At 51.6% G+C, this 23,823-nt stretch carries 12 protein-coding genes, 4 tRNA genes and 3 rRNA genes; 5 read left to right on the top strand and 14 right to left on the bottom strand.

What is annotated here, in order from left to right:
• Positions 1-45: 45 nt before the first annotated feature.
• Complete coding sequence (serB, locus tag NF212_RS03550; RefSeq protein WP_434358880.1) at positions 46-1,020, bottom strand: phosphoserine phosphatase; 975 nt, start codon at positions 1,018-1,020, stop codon at positions 46-48.
• 90 nt (positions 1,021-1,110) lie between these two features.
• Here serB and NF212_RS03545 point away from each other — a divergent pair, with 90 nt between their 5' ends.
• Positions 1,111-1,701 (top strand): AhpA/YtjB family protein, encoded by a 591-nt coding sequence (locus tag NF212_RS03545; protein WP_434358878.1) that lies wholly within the window; start codon positions 1,111-1,113, stop codon positions 1,699-1,701.
• A gap of 60 nt (positions 1,702-1,761) precedes the next feature.
• Here the strand turns inward: NF212_RS03545 and recD are convergent, their stop codons facing one another.
• The gene (recD, locus tag NF212_RS03540; protein WP_434358876.1) at positions 1,762-3,774 is read right to left on the bottom strand and encodes an exodeoxyribonuclease V subunit alpha; all 2,013 of its coding nucleotides are present in this window, start codon (positions 3,772-3,774) and stop codon (positions 1,762-1,764) included.
• A complete protein-coding gene (gene recB / locus NF212_RS03535; RefSeq protein ID WP_434358874.1) occupies positions 3,764-7,324 on the bottom strand; it encodes an exodeoxyribonuclease V subunit beta in 3,561 nt (1,186 codons plus the stop codon). The genes recD and recB overlap by 11 nt, the downstream gene beginning before the upstream one ends.
• A 204-nt stretch (positions 7,325-7,528) precedes the next feature.
• Here recB and NF212_RS03530 point away from each other — a divergent pair, with 204 nt between their 5' ends.
• Positions 7,529-9,148, top strand: a complete 1,620-nt coding sequence (locus NF212_RS03530) for a methyl-accepting chemotaxis protein (protein WP_434358872.1) — start codon at positions 7,529-7,531, stop codon at positions 9,146-9,148.
• 267 nt (positions 9,149-9,415) lie between these two features.
• Here the strand turns inward: NF212_RS03530 and recC are convergent, their stop codons facing one another.
• Both recC and NF212_RS03520 read right to left on the bottom strand, forming a co-directional pair.
• Complete coding sequence (gene recC / locus NF212_RS03525; protein WP_434358870.1) at positions 9,416-12,817, bottom strand: exodeoxyribonuclease V subunit gamma; 3,402 nt, start codon at positions 12,815-12,817, stop codon at positions 9,416-9,418.
• Between the two features lie 103 nt (positions 12,818-12,920).
• On the bottom strand, positions 12,921-13,889 hold the full coding sequence (locus NF212_RS03520; RefSeq protein ID WP_434358868.1) for a TDT family transporter: 969 nt from the start codon (positions 13,887-13,889) through the stop codon (positions 12,921-12,923).
• A gap of 103 nt (positions 13,890-13,992) precedes the next feature.
• Between NF212_RS03520 and NF212_RS03515 the strand changes: the two genes are divergently transcribed.
• Positions 13,993-14,880 (top strand): LysR substrate-binding domain-containing protein, encoded by an 888-nt coding sequence (locus NF212_RS03515; RefSeq protein WP_434358866.1) that lies wholly within the window; start codon positions 13,993-13,995, stop codon positions 14,878-14,880.
• Here NF212_RS03515 and NF212_RS03510 read toward each other — a convergent pair.
• On the bottom strand, positions 14,877-15,563 hold the full coding sequence (locus NF212_RS03510; protein WP_434358864.1) for a DNA-3-methyladenine glycosylase I: 687 nt from the start codon (positions 15,561-15,563) through the stop codon (positions 14,877-14,879). The genes NF212_RS03515 and NF212_RS03510 overlap by 4 nt on opposite strands.
• An 81-nt stretch (positions 15,564-15,644) precedes the next feature.
• Between NF212_RS03510 and NF212_RS03505 the strand changes: the two genes are divergently transcribed.
• Positions 15,645-15,950, top strand: a complete 306-nt coding sequence (locus NF212_RS03505) for a YebG family protein (RefSeq protein WP_434358862.1) — start codon at positions 15,645-15,647, stop codon at positions 15,948-15,950.
• Between the two features lie 289 nt (positions 15,951-16,239).
• Positions 16,240-17,271, top strand: a complete 1,032-nt coding sequence (gene dapD / locus NF212_RS03500) for a 2,3,4,5-tetrahydropyridine-2,6-dicarboxylate N-succinyltransferase (protein WP_434358860.1) — start codon at positions 16,240-16,242, stop codon at positions 17,269-17,271.
• 74 nt (positions 17,272-17,345) lie between these two features.
• Here the strand turns inward: dapD and NF212_RS03495 are convergent, their stop codons facing one another.
• The 8 genes from NF212_RS03495 to NF212_RS03460 form a co-directional block, all read right to left on the bottom strand.
• Positions 17,346-17,708 (bottom strand): DUF2799 domain-containing protein, encoded by a 363-nt coding sequence (locus NF212_RS03495; RefSeq protein ID WP_434358858.1) that lies wholly within the window; start codon positions 17,706-17,708, stop codon positions 17,346-17,348.
• Between the two features lie 274 nt (positions 17,709-17,982).
• A tRNA-Trp gene (locus tag NF212_RS03490) sits at positions 17,983-18,058 on the bottom strand.
• A gap of 23 nt (positions 18,059-18,081) precedes the next feature.
• Positions 18,082-18,158: transfer RNA gene (locus tag NF212_RS03485), tRNA-Asp, on the bottom strand.
• Positions 18,159-18,251: 93 nt separating this feature from the next.
• Positions 18,252-18,367 (bottom strand): 5S ribosomal RNA (gene rrf, locus NF212_RS03480).
• A 103-nt stretch (positions 18,368-18,470) separates the two neighbouring features.
• Positions 18,471-21,361: ribosomal RNA gene (locus NF212_RS03475) — 23S ribosomal RNA — on the bottom strand.
• Positions 21,362-21,617: 256 nt separating this feature from the next.
• Positions 21,618-21,693, bottom strand: a tRNA-Ala gene (locus tag NF212_RS03470).
• 34 nt (positions 21,694-21,727) lie between these two features.
• Positions 21,728-21,804: transfer RNA gene (locus tag NF212_RS03465), tRNA-Ile, on the bottom strand.
• A 70-nt stretch (positions 21,805-21,874) separates the two neighbouring features.
• Positions 21,875-23,427: ribosomal RNA gene (locus tag NF212_RS03460) — 16S ribosomal RNA — on the bottom strand.
• Together the 16S, 23S and 5S rRNA genes with 4 tRNA genes alongside form the textbook arrangement of a ribosomal RNA operon.
• Positions 23,428-23,823: the final 396 nt, after the last annotated feature.

The raw sequence follows: 23,823 nt of genomic DNA, 5'->3' as shown, positions 1-23,823 counted from the left end.
AGAAGCAGGGCAAACCTGCTTCTATTAACCTGGGCTCAGTGACAGTTACTGGTTTTTCCAGCTCAGGCCCTGCGGAAGCAGGGAAGCGGAAAGGATGCACAATACCCCGCCCAGATCTGCATGCCTGATGGCTGCCTGCGCCTGCTGCTGCACTTTAGGCTTTGCGTGGTAAGCAATACCAAGCCCGGCAGCAGTCATCATCTTCAAGTCATTGGCACCGTCACCGACCGCAATGGTGTTATACGGCTCTATCTCCCACTTTTCGGCAAGCTCATTAAGCACATCGGCTTTTCGCTGGGCATCGACAACGCCGCCAAGCACCTGCCCGGTCAACTTGCCGCTGACAATCTCCAACTGGTTTGATTCGGCATAATCCAGATCCAGCAGGGCTTTCAGGTGATCTGAGAAATAGGTAAAGCCTCCTGACGCGACAGCCACTTTCCAGCCCAAACGATGCAAAGCACTCACCAGTTCTGCCATTTCAGGCATCAGAGGCAAGGAAGCCCGCACTTCAGACAAAATAGATTCATCGGCATCTTTCAGGGTGCCCACCCGTTGACGAAGGCTTTGTTCAAAATCCAGCTCACCCTGCATGGCACGCTCGGTGACCTCTGCAACCTGCTCCCCGACACCAGCCAACACGGCAATTTCATCTATGCACTCGATCTGTATTGCGGTCGAGTCCATATCAAATACCGCCAGCCCCGGGCGGGTCAGTTGTGGAAGATCAGCCAGCGGCGCACAGTCAAGCCCAAGTGCATCACAGATGGTGACTACCTCTTCTGAAAACTCCCCCCGGACCGCAGCAACCTCGTAACGGCCTACTTTCCAGGTCGAAACAATTTCAGGGCTTTCCCCCAAATAGAACGCCATATCGTCAAAGTGGAGCGGAGAGAGATGAGGGCCAAACACAATCCAGTCGGCATGTGCTTTGGCATGTTGCGGCAGGTTCGCTGCCTGTGGGAAACGCTTGCTCAGCGCTGTGTGTTTACGAATAGCAAGGGGCTTAATCAAATCCATGAATCCAACATTCCTTTCATTATCTGGCTGGTTGCATTTTAAAGGGTATCAAAGCAATATGTGAAATCCTGTCAGCAAATTCTGTTCATCATGCGCCATCAGACCCGACAACGCCTAAAACGACTCTGGCAAATCACCATGGTGATAGTGGCCGCCGTTTCTATTTTTGTGATGTATGACTACAGCAGCCGGGTGAATATCCGCAACCATACATACCTCCATGAAAAAGCGGATGTCCTGGAGCGCCTGGCAATCAGGCAATCCGCCCTGACCGCATTTAACTTTCTCTCCGCAGGTGATCATGATTCCCTGCAGACGCTGGTTGATAACCTGAGCAATGAACCCCTTATCCTGGATGCCACCATTTACGATGCATCAGGCCTTGCGCTAATCCGCTCAGAATATGCCATGCCACTTGAGCAGGTTACCGGCCTTGCAACACCGCTTTCCATTGCCAGTTTCGGCCGCAAACAAATCATTGAACCCATAGCAGGAAACCACCAGCTTCTTGGTTTCCTGCGCATTACGCTGGAACAAGGCAACCTGTTGAATGACGCCGATGCCTACCTTGACCATGGTACAAAACGGGTCCGTACCATCATCATTGCTGCACTGGTGATCGGGGCGATACTGGGGTTCAGCTTCCGCAAGAAAATGTTTGGCAACAAAGCGTTCAGTTAAACCCTGGGTGAACGAGTGGCAGGTAAACAGCAACAGACTGTTTCCCCCACTCTATCCGCTTTATTTCGCCAACAACGATGCCAGTCCGGTATAGCGCTCAACCCGATCCCGTATCCCTTTTTCAAATACCTTCCGCCCGGCAAAGATATCCAGCCGTTTTTTAGCCCGGGTCACCCCCGTATAAATGAGCTCCCGGCAGATAACCGGCGAAAACTCGGTTGGCATCACCATTACCACATTATCAAACTCTGACCCCTGGGATTTATGGATAGTCATGGCAAATGCGGTCTGGTGAGGCGGTAACCGGCTAGGCAATACTGCACGTACAGAGCCATCCGGCTGGTCAAAAACAACACGCAGGCCATTTTCAGTCATCACCGTTATTCCGATATCACCGTTATACAGCCCGACCCCATGGTCATTCTGCACGACCATAACCGGACGCCCGGGGTAAAAAAGCTCGTCACCCGGTTTCAGCAGCCCTTTTGCTGCCAGAGCATTCTCAATCCGGCGGTTTAACCCTGCCACGCCAAAAGGCCCCTCGGTGAGGGCACAAAGCAACCTGCAGCGGGAAAAAACATTCAGCACCGTTTCCGGTTCGGCGTTGTTTTTCAGCAGCTCCAGGTACGTTCGGTAACCGTCAACCGACAGGTCAATCGCCGCCTGGTACCCGTCTGCATCCATTTCCCGGTAGGCAATATCCTCAAAACCAAGTTTGAAGACCGTACCGGCCTTGGCGGTATTACCGTCGTTAATGGCATAAGCAAGCTGGCCGATACCTGAGCGGGCATGGAAGCGGTAGCTTTTCCTCAGCAGGCACAGGCCATCACTGACCGGGTAACGCCCTGTGTTAAAAGCTGCGAGGTTGTAGCCGGTCAGTTCACCCACCGTTTTCGCCTGTCGCTCGCTGAAACCGTCATCCACAAACTGGCAGATATCCCCAAGCACAGCACCGGCTTCCACGGAAGCGAGCTGGTCCTTGTCGCCCAGCAAGATGACACGAGCCTTGTCCGGCAACGCCGCCAACAGTGATGCCATCAGTGGCAGGTCGACCATTGAAGCCTCATCGACGATAAGAATATCGAGGTGGAGCCTGTTGCGGGCATTGTGGCGAAACCCCGCCCTTTGGGGCACGGCACCCAGCAGTCGGTGGATAGTACTCGCCTGTACCGGGATATTGGCCCGGATCTCTTCGCTGACAGGAAGGGACTGCACCGCATTGCCGATAGATTCCGTCAGGCGGTTCGCGGCTTTACCCGTCGGTGCCACCAGCTTGATAACCGGTGGTATTTCCTCGTGGCTTACCAGGGCAGCCAGCAACTTTGCTACCGTGGTGGTCTTTCCGGTACCCGGCCCACCGGATATCACCGTAAAATGCCGGGTCAATGCAACAGCAGCAGCGACCTTCTGCCAGTTCAGGCAGGCGCTGAGCGGGACATGGCCAGCCAAGGACTCTCCTTTTCTGAAAGCGGTAACAACAGCCGGCCAGTCAACCTGTGTGGCATCGACAACATCGAGCACATCAGAGAGGTAGTCCTGAACCTCGGCGTCCGCTTTTTCAGCATACTGCCCCGCCTGTGCCATCAGCATTTCAAATGGCGGGACAAAAAGGCTGTCGAGCAGTGCCCGCTTCTCATCCTGCACCGCCTGAGGGCGGCCAAGACGGAGAATCAACGCCGCTACATCCCTCTCATACTGCCAGTAACGGTAAAGATAGAGCCGGCCGTCTTCCAGCACCAAGGGGGTCGCCATGCTTCCATCTGAAATGGTAGAGGCCTGCGACAGTGACACAAGGTTTTCATCACCAAATAACCAATGACCAAGGGCAGCCATTTCCGGCTTTCCCCACAGGCGGTGGTGACGGGCAGCGGTGAGATCGACACAAACATGTCCACTCGCCAGTTCATGGCTGGCAAGTGCGGCAAACACCCCCACAAGGTTTGCATCTGCCCCTGTCTCCTGACTGGCAATAAATTTTGCAAACTGGATGTCCAGGGGCCTGAAAGCACCGGATGCGGACAGTACTTCCAGAGGCTTGAGTTCACAGGAAGCAATTACTGGGTTACTGGCCACGGAATACATCCTCCAGTTCTTCAATCAGGGCTTTTTCCGGCCGGGTAGTAAATACACCCTGCAGGCCGGTATCTGTTTTGTGTCCGTCGATGCCGCGCAGGAACAGGTAATACACACCACCAAAATGGGTGTCATAGTCGTAGTCGGGGATCCGGCTTTTGAGGTAAAGGTGCAGTGCCAGCGAATAGATGTGGTACTGGAAGTCATACCGGTGTTCAAGCATGGCACCAGCCATGGCATCCGGATGGTAATCCTGAGGTTGCGGGCCAAGGTAATTGGATTTCCAGTCAAGGACGAAGTACCGTCCCTGGTATTCAAAGACCAGGTCAATAAAGCCCTTTAGCATGCCGGAAACTGTGTTGAAATCCAGTGTACCCGCCTGGGCAGAAAGCGGGTCATATTTCGCCAGTACAGGGTTGAGCCGCGTGGCATTGAGACTGTCAATTTCCATCACGAACTCAAGTTCAGTCAGCCTTCGTGCAGCCGGTATGTCTGCAAGCTTGAGAGCTTTGCCGTCCAGCGGGGTATGCAGGACATCTGTCATCATTTTGCTGAGCACCGGGAGCCACTCCGGTTCGTAGTTTTCCAGTGCGAGTTGCTGGAGAATCATGTCAGAGGCTTCTTCCCCGGCCATGTCCAGCCCAAAGTCTATCCGCTCGAACAAGGTGTGGAGAAAAGTACCCGGGCGTGCACCTCTCGGGAAGTGGAAGATATCCCTGACTGCTTCTTCTTCCACTTCATCATTGTCGACAATATCAGCGCCATCCACATCAAATGCCGGCGTAGCCAGCGCTGGGTCATGGCTGTGCCCCTGACGGAGAAGGCCAGAGTAACTGGTCAACAGCCAGCGGCGGTCAATCTGGTTGTCAAACACCGCAGCATTTAGTTCAACCACAGCCTCTTCTGCAGGCTGCCACCGCTGTTCAACAGGGACCGGAGGTACGCAAACTGCCGTGGTAGACGAGGTCAGTTTTGCCAACCCGGCCTGGAGCAGGGAAGCATCGCCGGCTTCCCCATTTTGCAAAAGGTAGCCGACAGCACACTGGTGGGCTGACGTCTGCGCTGATGCCCCACGTCCAACTTTGAGCGGAGCGATACCGGCAAAGCAGCCATAAACAGCTCGGGTCAGGGCAACGTAAAGCAAGCGAAGGTCTTCAGCCAGCCGCTCCTGTTCTGCTTTCTCTTTTGCCTCATCAGCACCGCCCAGCTCCAGGACAGGTATATTTTGCTCATCATGGTAAAAAGGCTGGGAACTGCTGCGAAAGCTGCAGATAAACGGCAACATAACAAAGGGATATTCCAGTCCCTTGGATTTGTGGATGGTCACGATTTGAACCAGTTCCCGCTCTGACTCCAGCCGGACCTGCTGCTCTTCAGCATTGCCGTTTGGTTCTGCAATCCGCTCTGACAGCCAACGCACCAGCGCATGGTCACTGTCCAGCTCCTGGCTTGCCTGCTGCAAAAGCTCGCCAACATGCAAAAGATCGGTCAATTGCCGCTCACCATCGAGGCTGCGCAAAAGCCGTTCGGCAATCTTGCGCTGGCCAATAAGGTTCCGGAGCATCGGCAACACGCCGCGGCTCTGCCAAATCTGACGGTAACGGGAAAATGCCACTACTGCCTTTTCCCAACTGGATTCGTCGTAGTTAAGACGGTCAAGTTCTTCCGCCGAATGTGCAAACAGGGAGGTTGCCAGCGCAGCACGCAGGTAACTTTCGTTGTCAGGTATCAAAGTGGCAGTCAGGATACGTAACACATCTGTTGCTACCGGGCTTGCAAAAACACTGTCGCGGTTGGATAGGTAAACACTGGCTATCCCCTGTTTCGCAAGCGCATCACGGACAAGGGTAGCTTCCCTGCCGGTACGAACCAGTACGGCGATATCAGAAGGGCAAACCGGGCGCTGTTTGCCTGCTTTCTCATCGATTAGCACAGTTCCATCCCTACCACCTTCGAGCAGCATCTGGGTCTGGGCAGCGGTTGCTGCGGCCATCACCGAGAAATACTCCCCTTTGGTCACAGGCTCCCCATGTTCCGGGTACCAAACGGTGAGGGCAGGTTGCTCATTTCCAGAAATTTGCCATCCCCGGCTTTCTGAACCGGGGGCCGGATCAACTGGGATAAACGGAATGTCCTGCTGGTAAATGAAGGGGTTAGCAGAGACTTCGAACACAGCATTGACCGCTTCAACCACGGCTTTGCCTGAGCGCCAGTTTGTCCCCAGGTTATAGTGGTCACGCACCTGCCGCCGGGCATGGATGTACGTGAAAATATCAGCACCACGGAATGCGTAAATCGCCTGCTTGGGATCGCCGATCATGAACAGGCCACAGGATGGCTGGCCAAGGTATACGTCACTGAATATCTGGTATTGGAGTGGATCTGTATCCTGGAATTCATCAATCATTGCCACAGGGAACGCAGTGCGCAGGCGCTCAGCCAATACCGGTCCCTGTGGTTGTCTCAACGCCCCTGCAAGGCGGGACAACAGATCATCAAATGATAACCAGCCCTGGCGGCGCTTTTCCTGTGCCAGCAAAATTCGGGTTTCTCGAATTGCCCACGCTGTCACCGCCTCCCTGATCCCCGGAGGAGAGGCCAGAAATGCTGCGATGTCAGAAAACACCGGGTGAACCGGGGTCTCTCCTTTTTTGGTTTTTTCATCCAAAACCGGCTGGCTGAATTTCTCCAGCGCTTCGGGAAAGCCGTAATCAGTAGTTTCTGAAATCGCCCAGTTCCCGACCGACTTCAGCCAGTTAGGCAGGTTTTTTTTACTGTAACTTCTCTTGTCTACACCAGACGCCGTAATCAGTGCTTCCAAATCAGGGGCGGCTTCACACCAGGCTGATTTCAGTGCAGCAATACGCGCAACCTGTTGCTTGTGCAGGTTTTCCAGAGATCCCTCAATTTCCGGTGCTTCAATTTTTACTGCTGGCCCGGAAAGATAAGGGGAAACCTCTTCAAGCAATTTCTCCGGTGAGGCCCAGATACTCCGGATTACTGATGCCAGAGCCTTCGGCAACGGATAGAAATGCCGGCGCCAGAAATCAGCCACTGCCTGCAATCTGAGCGGCTGCTCATCGGTAACAAACTGCTGGTTAAACAAGCTGCCGGATTCGAACGCATTCTGAGTCAGCATTCGCTGGCAGAATCCGTGGATGGTATATACCGCCGCTTCATCCATTTGCTGCTCTGCCTGAAGCAGCAAATTGGCAGCCGACTTATGGTCATCGACGGATGCCAACAGTGCGGAGATAACAGGATCCGTACTTTCACCCTGTAAAAAAGCCAGGCGAGCCTGATGGATACGCGCACGGATGCGATCACGGAGCTCCTGTGTCGCCGCTTCGGTAAACGTTACGACAAGAATTTCACTGACTCCCAACGGCCTCTCAAACGCATGATCGTCATTTCCATGCCCTAAAAGGAGGCGCAGATAAAGTGCAGCCAGAGTGAAAGTTTTCCCCGTACCGGCAGAGGCTTCAATCAGCCGGGCACCGTGAAGGGGAAATATCATAGGATCAAGCGGTTGAACCTGCATATCGTCCATTCCGAATAACTGGATACCCCATTGTATCAACCACTTGGCTGTCTCGCCTATCTCAGTAATTCCTTATGAAATCAGTTTATGCAACTCATTGATATTTAATAAAAATTCATTCAAATCACATGTTAACAATTTCGACAAACTGTATTATTACTAAGAAGAATAACGATATCGATAATTATTAGCGTCAGTTTGGAGTTGACCGACATGGAACTAGTGAAAAACCTCTCAGTAAGGAATAAGCTGCTGATTATTGTTGGGCTTGCTGTATCCGGGCTTATTGCACTCACTGTCATTCAAAACGTGAACCACTATCACGAAATCCTGGAAGAGCGTAAACAACACCTTCATGAAAAGCTCGAAATTGCCTTGCACGTTTTAGAGGCCGGGCATGCCGAAGGTACAGAAGAGGCAAAAACCCAGGCACTCACAATTCTGCAAGAAATGCACTTTGGGGAAAGCGGCTATTTTTTTGCCATTGATGACAATGACAAAATGATTGTAGGTACAGCCGCTCTGCGGAATAAGGATTTCTCTACCTTCAGAGATCTGAACGGCAAAAATGTACTCGCCTCACTACGGAACGTGATCCGCCAATCTCCCTCTGGTGCCTACGATTCGTATGTTTTTCACAAACCCGGCAGCAAGGAACCAATCGAAAAAGTCAGCGTTATCCGGCAGTTCCCTGCCTGGGGGCTTATCCTAGGGACCGGAATTTACATTGATGACATCCGCAACGATGTAATTTCCGATGCAATAAGTTCAGGGACAATGACTTTGGTTATGGCCTTGGTATTAGTGTTGCTCGCCTGGCAAATAAGCCTTCAGCTGATTAAACCGGTTAAGTCCATGAAAAATGTGTTGAAGTTAGTCTCCAGCGGCGACCTTACAACCCGGGCTACCATTACCTCCCATGATGAAATTGGCCAGATGGGAGAGCACCTCAATGCAGCACTCAACAACCTTTGCGACTTGCTGCGACACATTGAAAAGGGCACAGTAAAGCTCGATTCAAACAGCCGCGCACTGAAAGCCCTGGCTGACACCTCCACTCAGGGAATACAGAAACAGAGCCTGGATGTAGATTCCGCAGCCAGTGCAATGGAAGAAATGTCGTCTTCGGTGAAAGAGGTGGAAAACAGCACACACGTTGCCTCTGAAAATGCGCAAAAGGCGACCAGCATGTTAGAAACCGCTAATAACTCACTCGACATTGCCATCAGCCAGTTCACAACGGTGAACAGCGATATACAGCACAGCGCCCAGACCATTGAAAAACTTGCACTCAACACTGACAAAATCGGCGAAGTGGTTACCGTTATCAACAATATATCCGAACAGACCAACCTTCTTGCCCTTAACGCGGCTATCGAAGCCGCCCGCGCAGGAGAGGCGGGGCGGGGGTTTGCCGTCGTTGCCGATGAAGTACGTAAACTTGCGCACTCAACCCGTGAATCAACAGAACAAATTACAGATATCATCAATGAACTTCAGGGAAGTGCCCAGAATGCCGTGGCCAGAATGAAAACCGGTACCCGGCAAACTGCAGAAAGCCTGGAGCAGGCCAAAGCCGTTGATGCAAATATGAAGGAGCTGGCAACCTTGATTGGAGAGCTACAAACTATGAACCTGCAAATTGCGGCTTCTTCTACCCAGCAATCCAGTGTTGCAGAGGAAATTGCGTGCAATATGGCCAGTATCAATGATGTGTTTTCTGATACCCGTCGCGCCAGTGTACAGAGTCTTGATCTGAGCGAAGATGTAGCCGGACTTAGCAAAGAGACTCTGGCCCAGGTCCAAAAGTTCACGATAAGGACAGCAGGCTAAAGCGGAACCCAGTAAAGCCGGTGGCACTATAAACCGGCTTTACTGTTTATTGAGACACAAATCAAAAATTCAAAAACCAACCAATAAACAACAGATTGCATTATCCTTGATGAGAATTTCATCACAATTTACCGTGGCTAACTTGGTTACTATCTGCGCCATCGAATTTGGTCAACCTCTGACCCTGTGGCCGTACGGATCCCTACTCCATAATCATTATTCACCGGCGGCCACCACCCTACCCCTGCCTTCGGGCGTGTTTATCTTTCAATCTTTGTCTTCCAATTTTTCCCGAGCCTCCAGCACCGGCAACAGGTAGTTGGTTGCGCTGATGTATACCTGGTCAAGCAAGGTATCATCAATGTTCGGCCAGACGCGGGCTACGTAAGCGTTTTCTACATCTCCGGATGTCATAAACCCACCCATAAACGCCTGCACAATTTTGTCGTTTGCTTTTTCGCTGGGTTCAAACTGCCCACCCCGGCTGAACTGGGCTGACAGTCCGGCATTGGCGCTGCGCGGCAGGAAAGGCAGAGGCTGTTGCAGCCCTGCGAAATACCCTTCCAGGTAAATGCTAAGCCACGATTTCGCCTTGTCCGGATCTACCGGATTAAATAGCCACCCGGCATCGGTACCGATACACAGGCTCTGGCCGGTAAATCCACCGGCACACAGGCACAGATGGTTGATCCATACTGCCAGTTGCTCTTTTGCTCCGGCATTCCCGGCCCGGTAAACCACATGCCCATTCGCATACTGGTTCCCCACCCAACCCAAAAGCTGGACTTTCCTTTCCCCCAGGGTAAACGAAAGGTTAACCTCCCGGTCATCCCGGGACTCACTGATCCACGGGAGGATATGCTGGTATAGCGGGAGTACCGCCCCAACCTCTTCATTCAGTGCCAATGCACCAAACTGGCTGTGTGGTAACAGGCCCTGTGCCTTTTGCTGGCGGAAGAAGCACTCAACCGTGCCGTCACTGCTGTCGTTTTCCAGCATGGTTTCCAGCAATGACTGACGCAGCCGGAATCTGTCTAGGTTATCCAAGGCAAAAGGCTCAAAATCATCAAGGGCATCTGCCTGCCCCTCAAACCAGATCTTGAGGCGGCGGTTAAAAAAGTACTGGACCGGCAAGCGCCAAAAACGCTGTAGTTCAGCCAGCTCTACCGTCAGTAGGCCATCAACCGGCTCCAGCCAGTTTTCATCCAAAGGCCCTGACATAAACGGTGGAACAGCTTCCCCTTCCCCTCGAGCCGCAGGCAGCCACTCACGGGCAAAGCTTGGCATTTCCCCACGGAAAGCATCCGGACTGAAAGGCACCAAGGGATGGGCATAGGTAAGCGATTTCACCAAGTTGGCGCTGGACTCAGCTGACGGCAAACCTTCATCACCAATCAGGCAGTAGCCTTGTGACGCGTATTCAAGAAGCTCGGAAACCAGTACTGAAGGGACCTTTTCGCTGTTGTCCTGGATGGAGCGGCCAACATAGGAAATATAGAGTACTTCCTGAGCAGCCAGCATCGCCTCCAGGAACAGGTAGCGGTCATCATCACGGCGTGAGCGATCACCCGCCCGGGTTCTGCCCACCATAAGGTCAAAACCAACCGGGGCAACGGTGCGAGGATAAACGCCGTCGTTCATGCCCAGCAGGCAAACCACCCTGAATGGGATAGAACGCATTGGCATCAGGGTACAGAAGTTCACCTGGCCTGCCAGGAAACGCTGGCTGACGGTTTCCCCGCCAAGCTGATCATTCAGATAATCGCGGGCGACGGCCAGGCTCAGGGGAGCGTCAAACCCTGCATCCTGCAGTTGCTGTTGCCAGCGCTCCAGTTTATCCCGGATAAGGCGGGCAGCAGGCTCCTCATCCTGCTCAACGGCAAAGAAGTCGTCGATCATCCCGGTCAGCAGGTTGCTCCAGACTTCACCGGTACTTTCTACGGAAAGCTTCTTACGGTATGCCAACAGCGTATCCACGAAAGCGGCCAGTTGTCCTGCCAACTGCGCATCCAGTCCCTGCACTTCATCATAAGGGGCAATATCATTGAACAACCCGGCCTCTAAAGGCATGGCATAACCTAGCAACATTCTTTGCAAGCCAAACAACCAGGTGTTTTCATGCTGGGTTGGCAGGGCAAAGGCCGGGGCAGTGTCATCATTGAGACCCCAGCGTACCCCCGCTTCCTCAACCCAGAGTTTCACCCGGTCAAACTGGGCAGCATCCAGCTCAAAGCGGCGGGATACGGCCGGGACTTCGAGAAGGGAAAGCAACTCAGCCGCTGTACAACGGCTCTCCGGCAAAGTAAGCAGGTGAAGGAAAGCTTTCAGTAGGGGACTTTCCTGATCTGCCGTGCGGTCTGAAATGGAATAGGGAACAAATCGCTCACCTGGCGCATTGCCAAATACCGCCTGAATGGACGGGCTGTACGCATTGATGTCCGCTACCATCACCACAATGTCCCGCGGCTTGAGCGTTGCATCTGCTGCCATCATGCCTAGCAGCCTGTCATGAAGCACTTCCACCTCCCTCATCGGGCTGTGGCATACCTGGATGGTTAGGGAGTGATCCTCTCCCTTAACCGGCGTCTTCTTTGTGCTGTCTACTGATTTCGGGTCGCCGGCTTCCTGGAGGTTCAGGATATCGGCCTGGAGGTGGTGGAGAAGGCTGTCCCTGTTGATGTCGACAAAGCCGGCATCTACTTCCTGGCATTCCAGCTCAGAGAGCAGGTAAAGGTTATCGCGGCCAAGTTTACCCATCGATGCCAAAAGGCTGTTTCCAACTTCTGCTGCATTATTTTCATCATCGGCAAACAGCAGCCCAAGCTGACCGCCGGCGGGGGCATCTTCTCCCACGCGCAGGACCTTGCTCTGTTGCATGTTGGCACGCTTGGCAAGGTAGCGACGGTCACGGACATCCCCCCAGTAAAATTTACAGGGGTTGGTAAACATATAATGGACATCAACGTGCTGGCCAAGGGCTTTCAGCGCATCGAGGTAGCGGGGCGGCAGTGCGGAAATCCCAAACACAAAGATACGGTCAATATCTTTAAGCCCTTCGGGCTTCCCTGCCATCCCTTCCAGCGTGTCGATAAACTGCTGGTAGAGGTTCGCTCGGTGGTACGGGGACTGCCCCAACCCCAAAGTGTAGTCATAAAGCTGCCGCCATACTTTGGGCTGCCACGGCATAGAGCCATCAAGCTCGGAAACCGGTTGTCCCTGCTCCCAGGCTTCTATCCATTCAGGCCGGTACACGAGGTACTGGTCGAGCACATCTGCCACTTTACCGGCAAGCTGAAACCGTTTCTGGCCGCCCTCATCACCTTCCAGATATTGTGCCAACTGGGAGAAATCTTCATCTTGCAGGCATTCCGGCAACAGCTTCATCAGCTTCCAGCCCATCGCCTCTTTGTTGAAGTAACTGCGCTCAGGGACATCAGCCAAAACCCGGGTGAACATTTCCCAGATAAAAGTAGCTGGCAGCGGAAAGGCAATATTGGCTGCAATACCTGTTTCTTTGGCAATTTCCAATTTAAGCCACTGAGCCATACCGGGGCTTTGTACCAGGATAATTTCTTGCTGGAAGGGGTTTGACAGCGGGTCACGCTCAGCAAGCGCCAGCAGCAGGCTTTTCAGCAGGTCAACATGGTTGGAATGATAGACGGTAAACACGGGCAGTCAGCCTGTCGGGTAATAATGGACTGATTGTGACCCATGAAAAAAAGGCACGCAACTGTGTGCGTGCCAACTCTCTGATTCAAAGAGAATACTTAAATCAAGCCATTGCAGGTTTGGCTTGCAATTTTGCAGAGAAAAACATCAGGTAGCGGATTGCCACATAGCTGACAATGACAGTTGCCACAATCAGTTCCAGATTGGCCAGGAAACGAATCTGTTCAACATAGTGTGCCGCAATACCTTGTTTAGCCATCCAGTTAGCGGTTTTAAACAGTGCTGTAGAACCAATCACCATAGGGAATGTAAACGCTGCATAGCCTGGTGAAAATGGCAGACGGAGCAACTTCAGGAACGCCAGGTAAATCACTCCGGTCATCAACACTGCAATACCCAGCAGTACTGCGATAATTACCGGAGAAGGGTTTGATGTCACAGTCAGGTAGCCAGCCAGGGACAGGCTTGCTGGTGCTGCCATAATCGCAATGGTTGGTTTGGCATCATCAGGAATTTCATGACTGAAGATCAGGCGGTACAACATAGCCGGTAGCATGATGGCGTATGAGATCAGGCCAAAAATCATAATGGCGTTGGCTAAAGGAGCCAGTTCCGGGTTACCGGAAAACGAAACATCAGCCACAATCAGCCCTACAGGCGGGACAAACCAGCTTGGAACCATATGGTGAATTTCAAATTCAGCGGCACGGTGCCAGGTAAATGTCATCAGGAACAGAACATGGGCAGCGACTGCCGCCAGCCAGAGTGCATCACCAGCAACCGGCGAGATCTTTCCGAGACTGTTGGATACCACCATACTTGCCATGGCAAAGGTGGGAACAACACTGCCTACCACAGGGTGGCGCAGGTCCTGGGTTAAAAGCGATGGCTTGAGTGCAAATTTTATCGCCAACAGTATCAACATGACACCGGCAATGCCTGCTGTGAAAAACTGGCCTTGCCCGTGGAGTTGTGCTGCGTTTTCCCAGCACCAACCCAGGCTGCCGATACCCAGTGCCAATCCAGCCATTGGTGTCGGAATCGCAGAGAAAAATTGTCGTATTGTTTTCATGGCTCTCTCGCTCCCCCTAAAAATTCTATGGTGCGAGAATACGCTGGCGAAAAAGTTAAGTATACTTGAATTAATTTAACCCATGATTAAGTAATTCTTAACGATGCTCAATATCAGCCTGCGCCAACTACAAATCTTTGTTGCCATCGCCCGTGAAGGATCCGCATCCCAGGCAGCAGAAACCCTGTTTATATCCAAACCAGCCGTCAGCATGGCGCTGTCCGAACTGGAAAAACAGCTGGATCAAACACTGTTTCTGCGCCAGAAAAACCGGTTGCACCTTAATGAACATGGAAAGGCTTTGTTACCCTTGGCTGACGAATTGCTAAGCCGCAGTGAGTCTATCGACAAGCTGTTTCGCCAAGAGAGTATTCTGACCGGTTCGTTAAAAATTGGCGCCAGCGAAACCATTGGGAACCAGCTTATCCCCTACCTAATCCGAGATTTCAGGCAATTCAGCGGTCATGATCGACAATCCCTGGCGCTTGGCAACAGCGCCGGCATCGCAGAAATGTTGCTGTCATTTGATTTGGATATTGGGTTTATTGAAGGCAGGGTAGAACACCCGGATCTCAATATCACCCCATGGAAAACAGATGAGATGGTCATTGTCAGCAACCCCAGCCACCCTCTTTGCCACAATGGGAAAGTCAGTTGGGCCGATCTAAACAGCCAGCCATGGATTTTGCGTGAACAGGGCTCAGGCACACGGGATTACTTTTCACAGCATGTCGCTTCCCACCTGGAAACATGGAAGACAGAATTCGAACTCAGCAACACTGAGGCCATTATAAACTCAGTAGCCGCAGGTCTCGGACTGACTTGTATATCCAGGCATACCGTTACCCATGCCCTTGCCGACAACCGGGTCGTTATTTTGCCTACGCCAGCCAATGCTGCGCGTCAGTTCTGGATGGTAAGGCATAAACAAAAATACGCTTCTCCTCTTCTTGAGAACTTTGAAGCGTATTGTAGGGACTGGAGGCATTAAACCCGGTTGTCACCGGTGCTGAAAGCGATGACCTGGCTGACCTGGCAATAAGGTCGACCACTTTCTGCTACCCATTCATCAAAAGCAGACTGAATAGCTTTCAGGCTACGCTGGGTATTTATACCGCCATCGACAATACCGGTATTACGTAAATAAGCTTCTGTGTCACGGGAAAGAATGAAAGTATCCTTGCCCATCAGGCGAAGTGTGTATGGGCCAGTATTGCCCCCAAGTCGGGAACCGTTCTTTTTCAGGTAGCCCCAGAGCCCGATAAGATCATTTTGCGGCCACTCAGCCACAAAGCGACCAAAGCTGCCAGCCTGTTTGGAGGCCCTAAATATCATCTCGGCGTTTGCCGGAATGGTCATGACTTTTCCTAGGTGTCGGATTATCTCAGGATTTTTAGCTTTTTCCTCCCACATATCCGGCGGTGTCAGGCGCATTTTCTCTATATCAAAGCCCCAGAACACATCCTCAAATCCCGGCCATTTGTTTCTTACCACCTGCCAATTCATACCTGACTGGAAAACCTTCTGGGTAAACGCTGCCAGCCAGCGGTCATCTGCTGTAGCTGTCAGCTCTTCAACTCCCGCCGGGACAGCCAGCAGGGCTTCTAATTCAACCTCCCCGCCTTTACGCTCGGCAGCACGCTGGTAAATTCTTTGAAATTTTTCTCTGGTCATCACACAATCCATTTCCCGGTTGGACTTAATCAACAGGATACTGTATAAAAAGCCAGTAATTCAATCAGGAGTAGGGTGATCATGGCCGTTATCGTCAAATACGTGGTAGAACGCAACGGAGAAGAGAAGATGACTTTCACCTCTAAGGCAGAGGCAGATGCCTATGACAAAATGTTGGACATGGCAGACGAATTGTTCGAGTTACTCGGCGATTGCGAAATGCTGAGTGATGAAAGTCAGCGGGAAGAGTTGGCAATGTACCTGGCACAACGCCGGGAAGATGTCCTGGTAGCTCTGGGAGCAAAACGTAAAGCTGCGCCGGCTAAAAAAGCCAAGCCTAAAGCACAGAAGGCAGAATCGGAGCAAGACGACGACCAGGCGGCCTGATATTCATCTCTTCACCTGCCAGGGTATATTACTCTTTCGAAAACGACGCCTGTGATTAGAAAGAAAATATGCCCTGGTGAGTTCGGTAGCACACTCAAATCAACCCATCTTTCTCTTAAAATCTCGCCTTAAACCACTTTTCCTGCCAAAAATCTTTCGCAATACATAATTTACCTTTATTCCTCCTGTTCCCCTTCAATCTCACACCATCTCAATTTATGATATTTATCAAATTTCGAACCATGCGTCCTTTCGCATGCAGCCTGTTTTACATGGAGATTCGTAACTAATGTCCAGCTTTGCTCTAGCCTTCGGTACGGCGACAAAAAACCGCGACGGAAAAATCATCGAAGCTTTCTTCCCTGATCCAATCCTAAATCCGGGCGATGCCCTGGTATCGGCCTTGTCCGAAATCACCGGATACCAAGGCGGCAATCAGGTCATTGAGGTTGAAGCGGCACAATGTGCATCTTTGGCAGAAGCTTTTGCCCAGGCAGACGTCGAAAAGTCAGCCCATTTTGCAGGAAAAGCAAGCCAATCGGTTCAACCCCTGGTTCTGGTTATTCTTGAAAAAGATGAGCAACCTGCATCAGTTGCAGAAGGCTTCCTGAAACTTCAGTTAATCTCTCACCGCCTCGCTCAGCCGCATGGTGTGGTGCTGGACGGCATTTTCGGCCTGCTTCACAACATTGCCTGGACCAGCCATGGTCCTATCGACCTGCCTGAACTTGCAGATCGTCAGATGGAAGCCCGGCTAAACGGAGAAAGCATCTCCGTCGATTGTGTGGACAAGTTCCCTAAAATGGTCGACTACGTTGTGCCTGCCGGTGTTCGTATCGCTGATACTTCCCGTGTACGACTCGGTGCTCACGTTGGTGAAGGCACGACGGTAATGCATGAGGGATTCATCAACTTCAACGCAGGTACTACCGGTGTAAGCATGGTTGAAGGACGTATTTCTGCAGGTGTAGTTGTCGGCAACGGCAGTGATATCGGCGGCGGTGCCTCTATCATGGGCACACTCAGCGGTGGGGGTAAGCTGGTTATCTCTATTGGTGAGAACAGCCTCCTGGGTGCAAATGCAGGCCTTGGTTTCCCAATGGGTGATCGCTGCACAATCGAATCAGGTCTTTATGTTACTGCCGGCACTAAGGTAACTATGCTGGATGCTGATGGCCAGGAAGTCGATGTAGTTAAAGCTCGAGATCTTGCAGGTAAGCCTGACCTCCTTTTCCGCCGTAACTCTGTCAGCGGCCGAATTGAGTGCCTTACCAACAAGTCTGCAGTCGAGCTCAATAGTGAACTCCACAAAAACAACTAATCTTTCTCTGGCTTTTGCCTGATACTTAAAAGGCGGGTTACTAAACCCGCCTTTTCAATACCGCAAAATAACAGTCAGAAAACACTGCCTGACTCTAAGCCAGACTGGTAGTTTTCATAAAAAATCCAGCCATCTTTACGGTCACTGCAAACACCCGTATAAGGTAACCCTTTGATACCAACCGTGTAGCCGTTCATAGGGTTACAGTAAGCATCAATACCCTTTTTATAGGCATCCATATAATCGCTTTGCGCAACCTTATCCTTTGCACCTAGCTTTTCCAGCTCCTCTACAGAGCGTTTCTGGTAGCCATGGGAGGCATCCCAGTTTCCCATTTCCGCCCATTCGGAATTATCAGCGAACGATCTCACTTCACTACTGACACAGCCGGTAAGCATTACCGCGGCCAGCAAAGATAACATCACAACTTTGTTCATGCTTATGTCTCCAACGGAAATTGCATAAATATCCTACAACTTAAGCATTAATACGCATATGTGTTAATTTGAACAGTGGTCCGACTCATTTGATTTGTTGTTCTGAAATGGTGCGGGGGGAATCATTAAATCCAATGTGTGAATTACAGGTACCTATTGGGAAAGATCCGGTGGTTTAGAGCCGAAATTCGCCTCTAATCTATAAACTTATTTCAGTACGGAGTAAATTTCAGATACAAAAAAGCCACCTCAAGGGTGGCTGTTTTGTTAAAAGTGGCAGGGGCGGAGGGACTCGAACCCCCAACTTTCGGTTTTGGAGACCGACGCTCTACCAATTGAACTACGCCCCTACTGGTAAAACGTTATAAATAAGTGGCGGAGCGGACGGGACTCGAACCCGCGACCCCCGGCGTGACAGGCCGGTATTCTAACCAACTGAACTACCGCTCCGCAGCGATACTGTTTACCGAATAAAGTCTTATGGTTAGCTTGCTTTATCCAGTGTTGCCTTCATCTTCTCTTAAAGATGAAAACCAATTTAAAGCCTGGCGATGTCCTACTCTCACATGGGGAGACCCCACACTACCATCGGCGCTATTGCGTTTCACTTCTGAGTTCGGCATGGGTTCAGGTGGAGCCACAATGCTATGGTCGCCAGACAAATTCGGTACAATCTTGAAAGCTGATGTCTTCTAGCGTGTTCTCTTACACATTCAAGATGTTTGATTCTCTTGAGTACGCACAAAACCCCTTGGGTGTTGTATGGTTAAGCCTCACGGGCAATTAGTACAGGTTAGCTCAACGCCTCACAGCGCTTACACACCCTGCCTATCTACGTCGTAGTCTCCGACAACCCTTTAGGACACTTAAAGTGTCAGGGAGAACTCATCTTGAGGCTCGCTTCCCGCTTAGATGCTTTCAGCGGTTATCGATTCCGAACTTAGCTACCGGGCAATGCCACTGGCGTGACAACCCGAACACCAGAGGTTCGTCCACTCCGGTCCTCTCGTACTAGGAGCAGCCCCTCTCAATTCTCCAACGCCCACGGCAGATAGGGACCGAACTGTCTCACGACGTTCTAAACCCAGCTCGCGTACCACTTTAAATGGCGAACAGCCATACCCTTGGGACCGACTTCAGCCCCAGGATGTGATGAGCCGACATCGAGGTGCCAAACACCGCCGTCGATATGAACTCTTGGGCGGTATCAGCCTGTTATCCCCGGAGTACCTTTTATCCGTTGAGCGATGGCCCTTCCATTCAGAACCACCGGATCACTATGACCTGCTTTCGCACCTGCTCGAACCGTCATTCTCGCAGTCAAGCGGGCTTATGCCATTGCACTAACCTCACGATGTCCGACCGTGATTAGCCCACCTTCGTGCTCCTCCGTTACTCTTTGGGAGGAGACCGCCCCAGTCAAACTACCCACCAGGCACTGTCCTCACCCCGGATAACGGGGCCAAGTTAGAACATCAAACATACAAGGGTGGTATTTCAAGGATGGCTCCACGGCAACTGGCGTCACCGCTTCAAAGCCTCCCACCTATCCTACACATGTAGGCTCAATGTTCAGTGCCAAGCTGTAGTAAAGGTTCACGGGGTCTTTCCGTCTAGCCGCGGGTACACAGCATCTTCACTGCGATTTCAATTTCACTGAGTCTCGGGTGGAGACAGCGTGGCCATCATTACGCCATTCGTGCAGGTCGGAACTTACCCGACAAGGAATTTCGCTACCTTAGGACCGTTATAGTTACGGCCGCCGTTTACCGGGGCTTCGATCAAGAGCTTCATCCGAAGACTAACCCCATCAATTAACCTTCCGGCACCGGGCAGGCGTCACACCGTATACGTCTTCTTTCGAATTTGCACAGTGCTATGTTTTTAATAAACAGTTGCAGCCACCTGGTATCTGCGACTGCCTTCAGCTCCATCCGCAAGGGACTTCACCAAGGGCAGCGTACCTTCTCCCGAAGTTACGGTACCATTTTGCCTAGTTCCTTCACCCGAGTTCTCTCAAGCGCCTTGGTATTCTCTACCCGACCACCTGTGTCGGTTTGGGGTACGGTTACTGATAACCTGAAGCTTAGAGGCTTTTCCTGGAAGCATGGCATCAATGACTTCACCACCGTAGTGGCTCGACATCAGGTCTCAGCCTTAAGAGAAACCGGATTTACCTAATTTCTCAGCCTACACCCTTGAACCGGGACAACCGTCGCCCGGCCCACCTAGCCTTCTCCGTCCCCCCATCGCAGTTATCAGCAGTACGGGAATATTAACCCGTTTCCCATCGACTACGCCTTTCGGCCTCGCCTTAGGGGCCGACTCACCCTGCCCCGATTAACGTTGGACAGGAACCCTTGGTCTTCCGGCGAGGAGGTTTTTCACCCCCTTTGTCGTTACTCATGTCAGCATTCGCACTTCTGATACGTCCAGCACACCTTACAGTGCACCTTCAGCCGCTTACAGAACGCTCCCCTACCCAATGCGATAAATCGCATTGCCGCAGCTTCGGTGTATCGCTTAGCCCCGTTACATCTTCCGCGCAGGCCGACTCGACCAGTGAGCTATTACGCTTTCTTTAAATGATGGCTGCTTCTAAGCCAACATCCTGGCTGTCTGGGCCTTCCCACATCGTTTCCCACTTAGCGATAACTTTGGGACCTTAGCTGGCGGTCTGGGTTGTTTCCCTCTCCACGACGGACGTTAGCACCCGCCGTGTGTCTCCCGGATAGTACTTACTGGTATTCGGAGTTTGCAAAGGGTTGGTAAGTCGGGATGACCCCCTAGCCTTAACAGTGCTCTACCCCCAGTAGTATTCGTCCGAGGCGCTACCTAAATAGCTTTCGGGGAGAACCAGCTATCTCCGAGTTTGATTGGCCTTTCACCCCTAGCCACAAGTCATCCGCTAATTTTTCAACATTAGTCGGTTCGGTCCTCCAATTGATGTTACTCAATCTTCAACCTGCCCATGGCTAGATCACTCGGTTTCGGGTCTAATTCCAGCAACTGCACGCCCAGTTAAGACTCGGTTTCCCTACGGCTCCCCTATGCGGTTAACCTTGCTACTGAAATTAAGTCGCTGACCCATTATACAAAAGGTACGCAGTCACCCAACAAGTGGGCTCCCACTGCTTGTACGTACACGGTTTCAGGTTCTATTTCACTCCCCTCACAGGGGTTCTTTTCGCCTTTCCCTCACGGTACTGGTTCACTATCGGTCAGTCAGGAGTATTTAGCCTTGGAGGATGGTCCCCCCATCTTCAGACAAGATAACACGTGTCCCGTCCTACTCGTTTTCACGCTAAAAGCATTGTCGTGTACGGGGCTGTCACCCTGTATCGCGCCACTTTCCAGAGGCTTCCACTAACACTTAAAACGCTTAAGGGCTAATCCGGGTTCGCTCGCCGCTACTGCCGGAATCTCAGTTGATTTCTTTTCCTCGGGGTACTTAGATGTTTCAGTTCTCCCGGTTCGCCTCGCTGCGCTATGTATTCACGCAGCGATACTGGCTTATGCCAGTGGGTTTCCCCATTCGGACATCCCAGACTCAAGTGGCTTTTACTGCCTTATCTGGGCTTATCGCAAGTTAATACGTCCTTCATCGCCTCTGACTGCCAAGGCATCCACCGTGTACGCTTAGTCACTTAACCATACAACCCGAAGGAGTTTCGAGTCATACGTTGACCAAGATTTGGTTTTCGCCGTACTCAAATTGAGTTGTGCTTAAAGCACTACCAAAACACTTGAATGTGTTTGCTTTGAGAACTTGTTTGCTTTCGCAAACAATCCAATCTTTCGATTGAATTACTAGTCAGCTTTCCAGATTGTTAAAGAGCATGTGTTTCGGTGTCTACAAGAGACAAGGAACCACTTTCTAAGGACACTTTTGCAAATGTGCTTAAAGAGTGGTGGAGCTAGACGGGATCGAACCGTCGACCTCTTGCATGCCATGCAAGCGCTCTCCCAGCTGAGCTATAGCCCCGACGTCTATTACTTAGATATCCACTTCAAGGAAGTGGTGGGTCTGAGTGGACTTGAACCACCGACCTCACCCTTATCAGGGGTGCGCTCTAACCACCTGAGCTACAGACCCATCTAAGCAATGATGCTCTCTTTACTTTTCGACCAGGCAATCTGTGTGGACACTCATGAAGCAGTTTAGGTAAGGAGGTGATCCAGCCCCAGGTTCCCCTAGGGCTACCTTGTTACGACTTCACCCCAGTCATGAATCACACCGTGGTAAACGCCCTCCCGAAGGTTAAGCTATCTACTTCTGGTGCAACCCACTCCCATGGTGTGACGGGCGGTGTGTACAAGGCCCGGGAACGTATTCACCGTGGCATTCTGATCCACGATTACTAGCGATTCCGACTTCATGGAGTCGAGTTGCAGACTCCAATCCGGACTACGACATACTTTCTGGGATTCGCTCCACCTCGCGGTCTCGCTGCCCTCTGTATATGCCATTGTAGCACGTGTGTAGCCCTACTCGTAAGGGCCATGATGACTTGACGTCGTCCCCACCTTCCTCCGGTTTATCACCGGCAGTCTCCCTGGAGTTCCCGACATGACTCGCTGGCAAACAAGGATAAGGGTTGCGCTCGTTGCGGGACTTAACCCAACATTTCACAACACGAGCTGACGACAGCCATGCAGCACCTGTCTCAGAGCTCCCGAAGGCACACTCGAATCTCTTCAAGCTTCTCTGGATGTCAAGAGTAGGTAAGGTTCTTCGCGTTGCATCGAATTAAACCACATGCTCCACCGCTTGTGCGGGCCCCCGTCAATTCATTTGAGTTTTAACCTTGCGGCCGTACTCCCCAGGCGGTCTACTTAACACGTTAGCTCCGAAAGCCACACCTTATAGGCACAACCTCCAAGTAGACATCGTTTACGGCGTGGACTACCAGGGTATCTAATCCTGTTTGCTCCCCACGCTTTCGCATCTGAGCGTCAGTCTTTGTCCAGGGGGCCGCCTTCGCCACCGGTATTCCTCCAGATCTCTACGCATTTCACCGCTACACCTGGAATTCTACCCCCCTCTACAAGACTCTAGCCTGCCAGTCTCAAATGCAACTCCCAGGTTAAGCCCGGGGCTTTCACATCTGACTTAACAGACCGCCTGCATGCGCTTTACGCCCAGTAATTCCGATTAACGCTCGCACCCTCCGTATTACCGCGGCTGCTGGCACGGAGTTAGCCGGTGCTTCTTCTGCAGCTAACGTCAAATGGTGCAGCTATTAACTACACCACCTTCCTCACTGCTGAAAGTGCTTTACAACCCGAAGGCCTTCTTCACACACGCGGCATGGCTGCATCAGGGTTTCCCCCATTGTGCAATATTCCCCACTGCTGCCTCCCGTAGGAGTCTGGACCGTGTCTCAGTTCCAGTGTGGCTGATCATCCTCTCAGACCAGCTAGGGATCGTCGCCTTGGTGAGCCATTACCCCACCAACTAGCTAATCCCACTTGGGCTCATCTCTGGGTGCGAGGCCCGAAGGTCCCCCGCTTTGGTCCGTAGACATTATGCGGTATTAGCTACCGTTTCCAGTAGTTATCCCCCGCCCAGAGGCAGATCCCCAAGCATTACTCACCCGTCCGCCGCTCGCCGCCCAACAACGCTCCCGAAGGATTGTTGTTGTCGCTGCCGCTCGACTTGCATGTGTTAGGCCTGCCGCCAGCGTTCAATCTGAGCCATGATCAAACTCTTCAATTAAAGTTTTTTCAAACCCGAAGGTTTGGCTCAATGAATACTGTTTATCTATTTTCATAGATAGAATTGACTGTGCCGATATTCCTTTTCAGGAATCTCGTTTGGTCACTCGATTCATTGAATAAATCTTTTATTCTGTTTCAACGAGTGCCCACACAGATTGCATGGTCAAATTGTTAAAGAGCGTTGCTTATCTCACTAAGCAGGCTGGGGATTCTATCTCACCCAGCTGGCGTGTCAAGCACTTTCGCTTGCCGCCCGTTGTCGCAGTTTGTCGTGACAACGGAGGCGAATTATAGGGAGATAATTTCATGGCGCAAGAGATAATTTAAAAAAAATGACCGTTTGCACAAAACATCATCAAATACGTCATTTTTGATGAATATGCATACAAAAATG

This window comes from Parasalinivibrio latis (assembly GCF_036825535.1).
Taxonomy (GTDB): domain Bacteria; phylum Pseudomonadota; class Gammaproteobacteria; order Enterobacterales; family Vibrionaceae; genus Parasalinivibrio; species Parasalinivibrio latis.
Note: the sequence above shows the minus strand (reverse complement) of the source record. Positions and strands in the feature narration are given on the sequence as shown.

Bases quoted from the DNA above. Each gene is read 5' to 3' on its own strand.
- serB (WP_434358880.1), bottom strand. From the start codon at position 1,020: ATGGATTTGATTAAGCCCCTTGCTATTCGTAAACACACAGCGCTGAGC.
- NF212_RS03545 (WP_434358878.1), top strand. From the start codon at position 1,111: ATGCGCCATCAGACCCGACAACGCCTAAAACGACTCTGGCAAATCACC.
- recB (WP_434358874.1), bottom strand. From the start codon at position 7,324: ATGGACGATATGCAGGTTCAACCGCTTGATCCTATGATATTTCCCCTT.
- NF212_RS03530 (WP_434358872.1), top strand. From the start codon at position 7,529: ATGGAACTAGTGAAAAACCTCTCAGTAAGGAATAAGCTGCTGATTATT.
- NF212_RS03520 (WP_434358868.1), bottom strand. From the start codon at position 13,889: ATGAAAACAATACGACAATTTTTCTCTGCGATTCCGACACCAATGGCT.
- NF212_RS03515 (WP_434358866.1), top strand. From the start codon at position 13,993: ATGCTCAATATCAGCCTGCGCCAACTACAAATCTTTGTTGCCATCGCC.
- NF212_RS03510 (WP_434358864.1), bottom strand. From the start codon at position 15,563: ATGACCAGAGAAAAATTTCAAAGAATTTACCAGCGTGCTGCCGAGCGT.
- NF212_RS03505 (WP_434358862.1), top strand. From the start codon at position 15,645: ATGGCCGTTATCGTCAAATACGTGGTAGAACGCAACGGAGAAGAGAAG.
- dapD (WP_434358860.1), top strand. From the start codon at position 16,240: ATGTCCAGCTTTGCTCTAGCCTTCGGTACGGCGACAAAAAACCGCGAC.
- NF212_RS03495 (WP_434358858.1), bottom strand. From the start codon at position 17,708: ATGAACAAAGTTGTGATGTTATCTTTGCTGGCCGCGGTAATGCTTACC.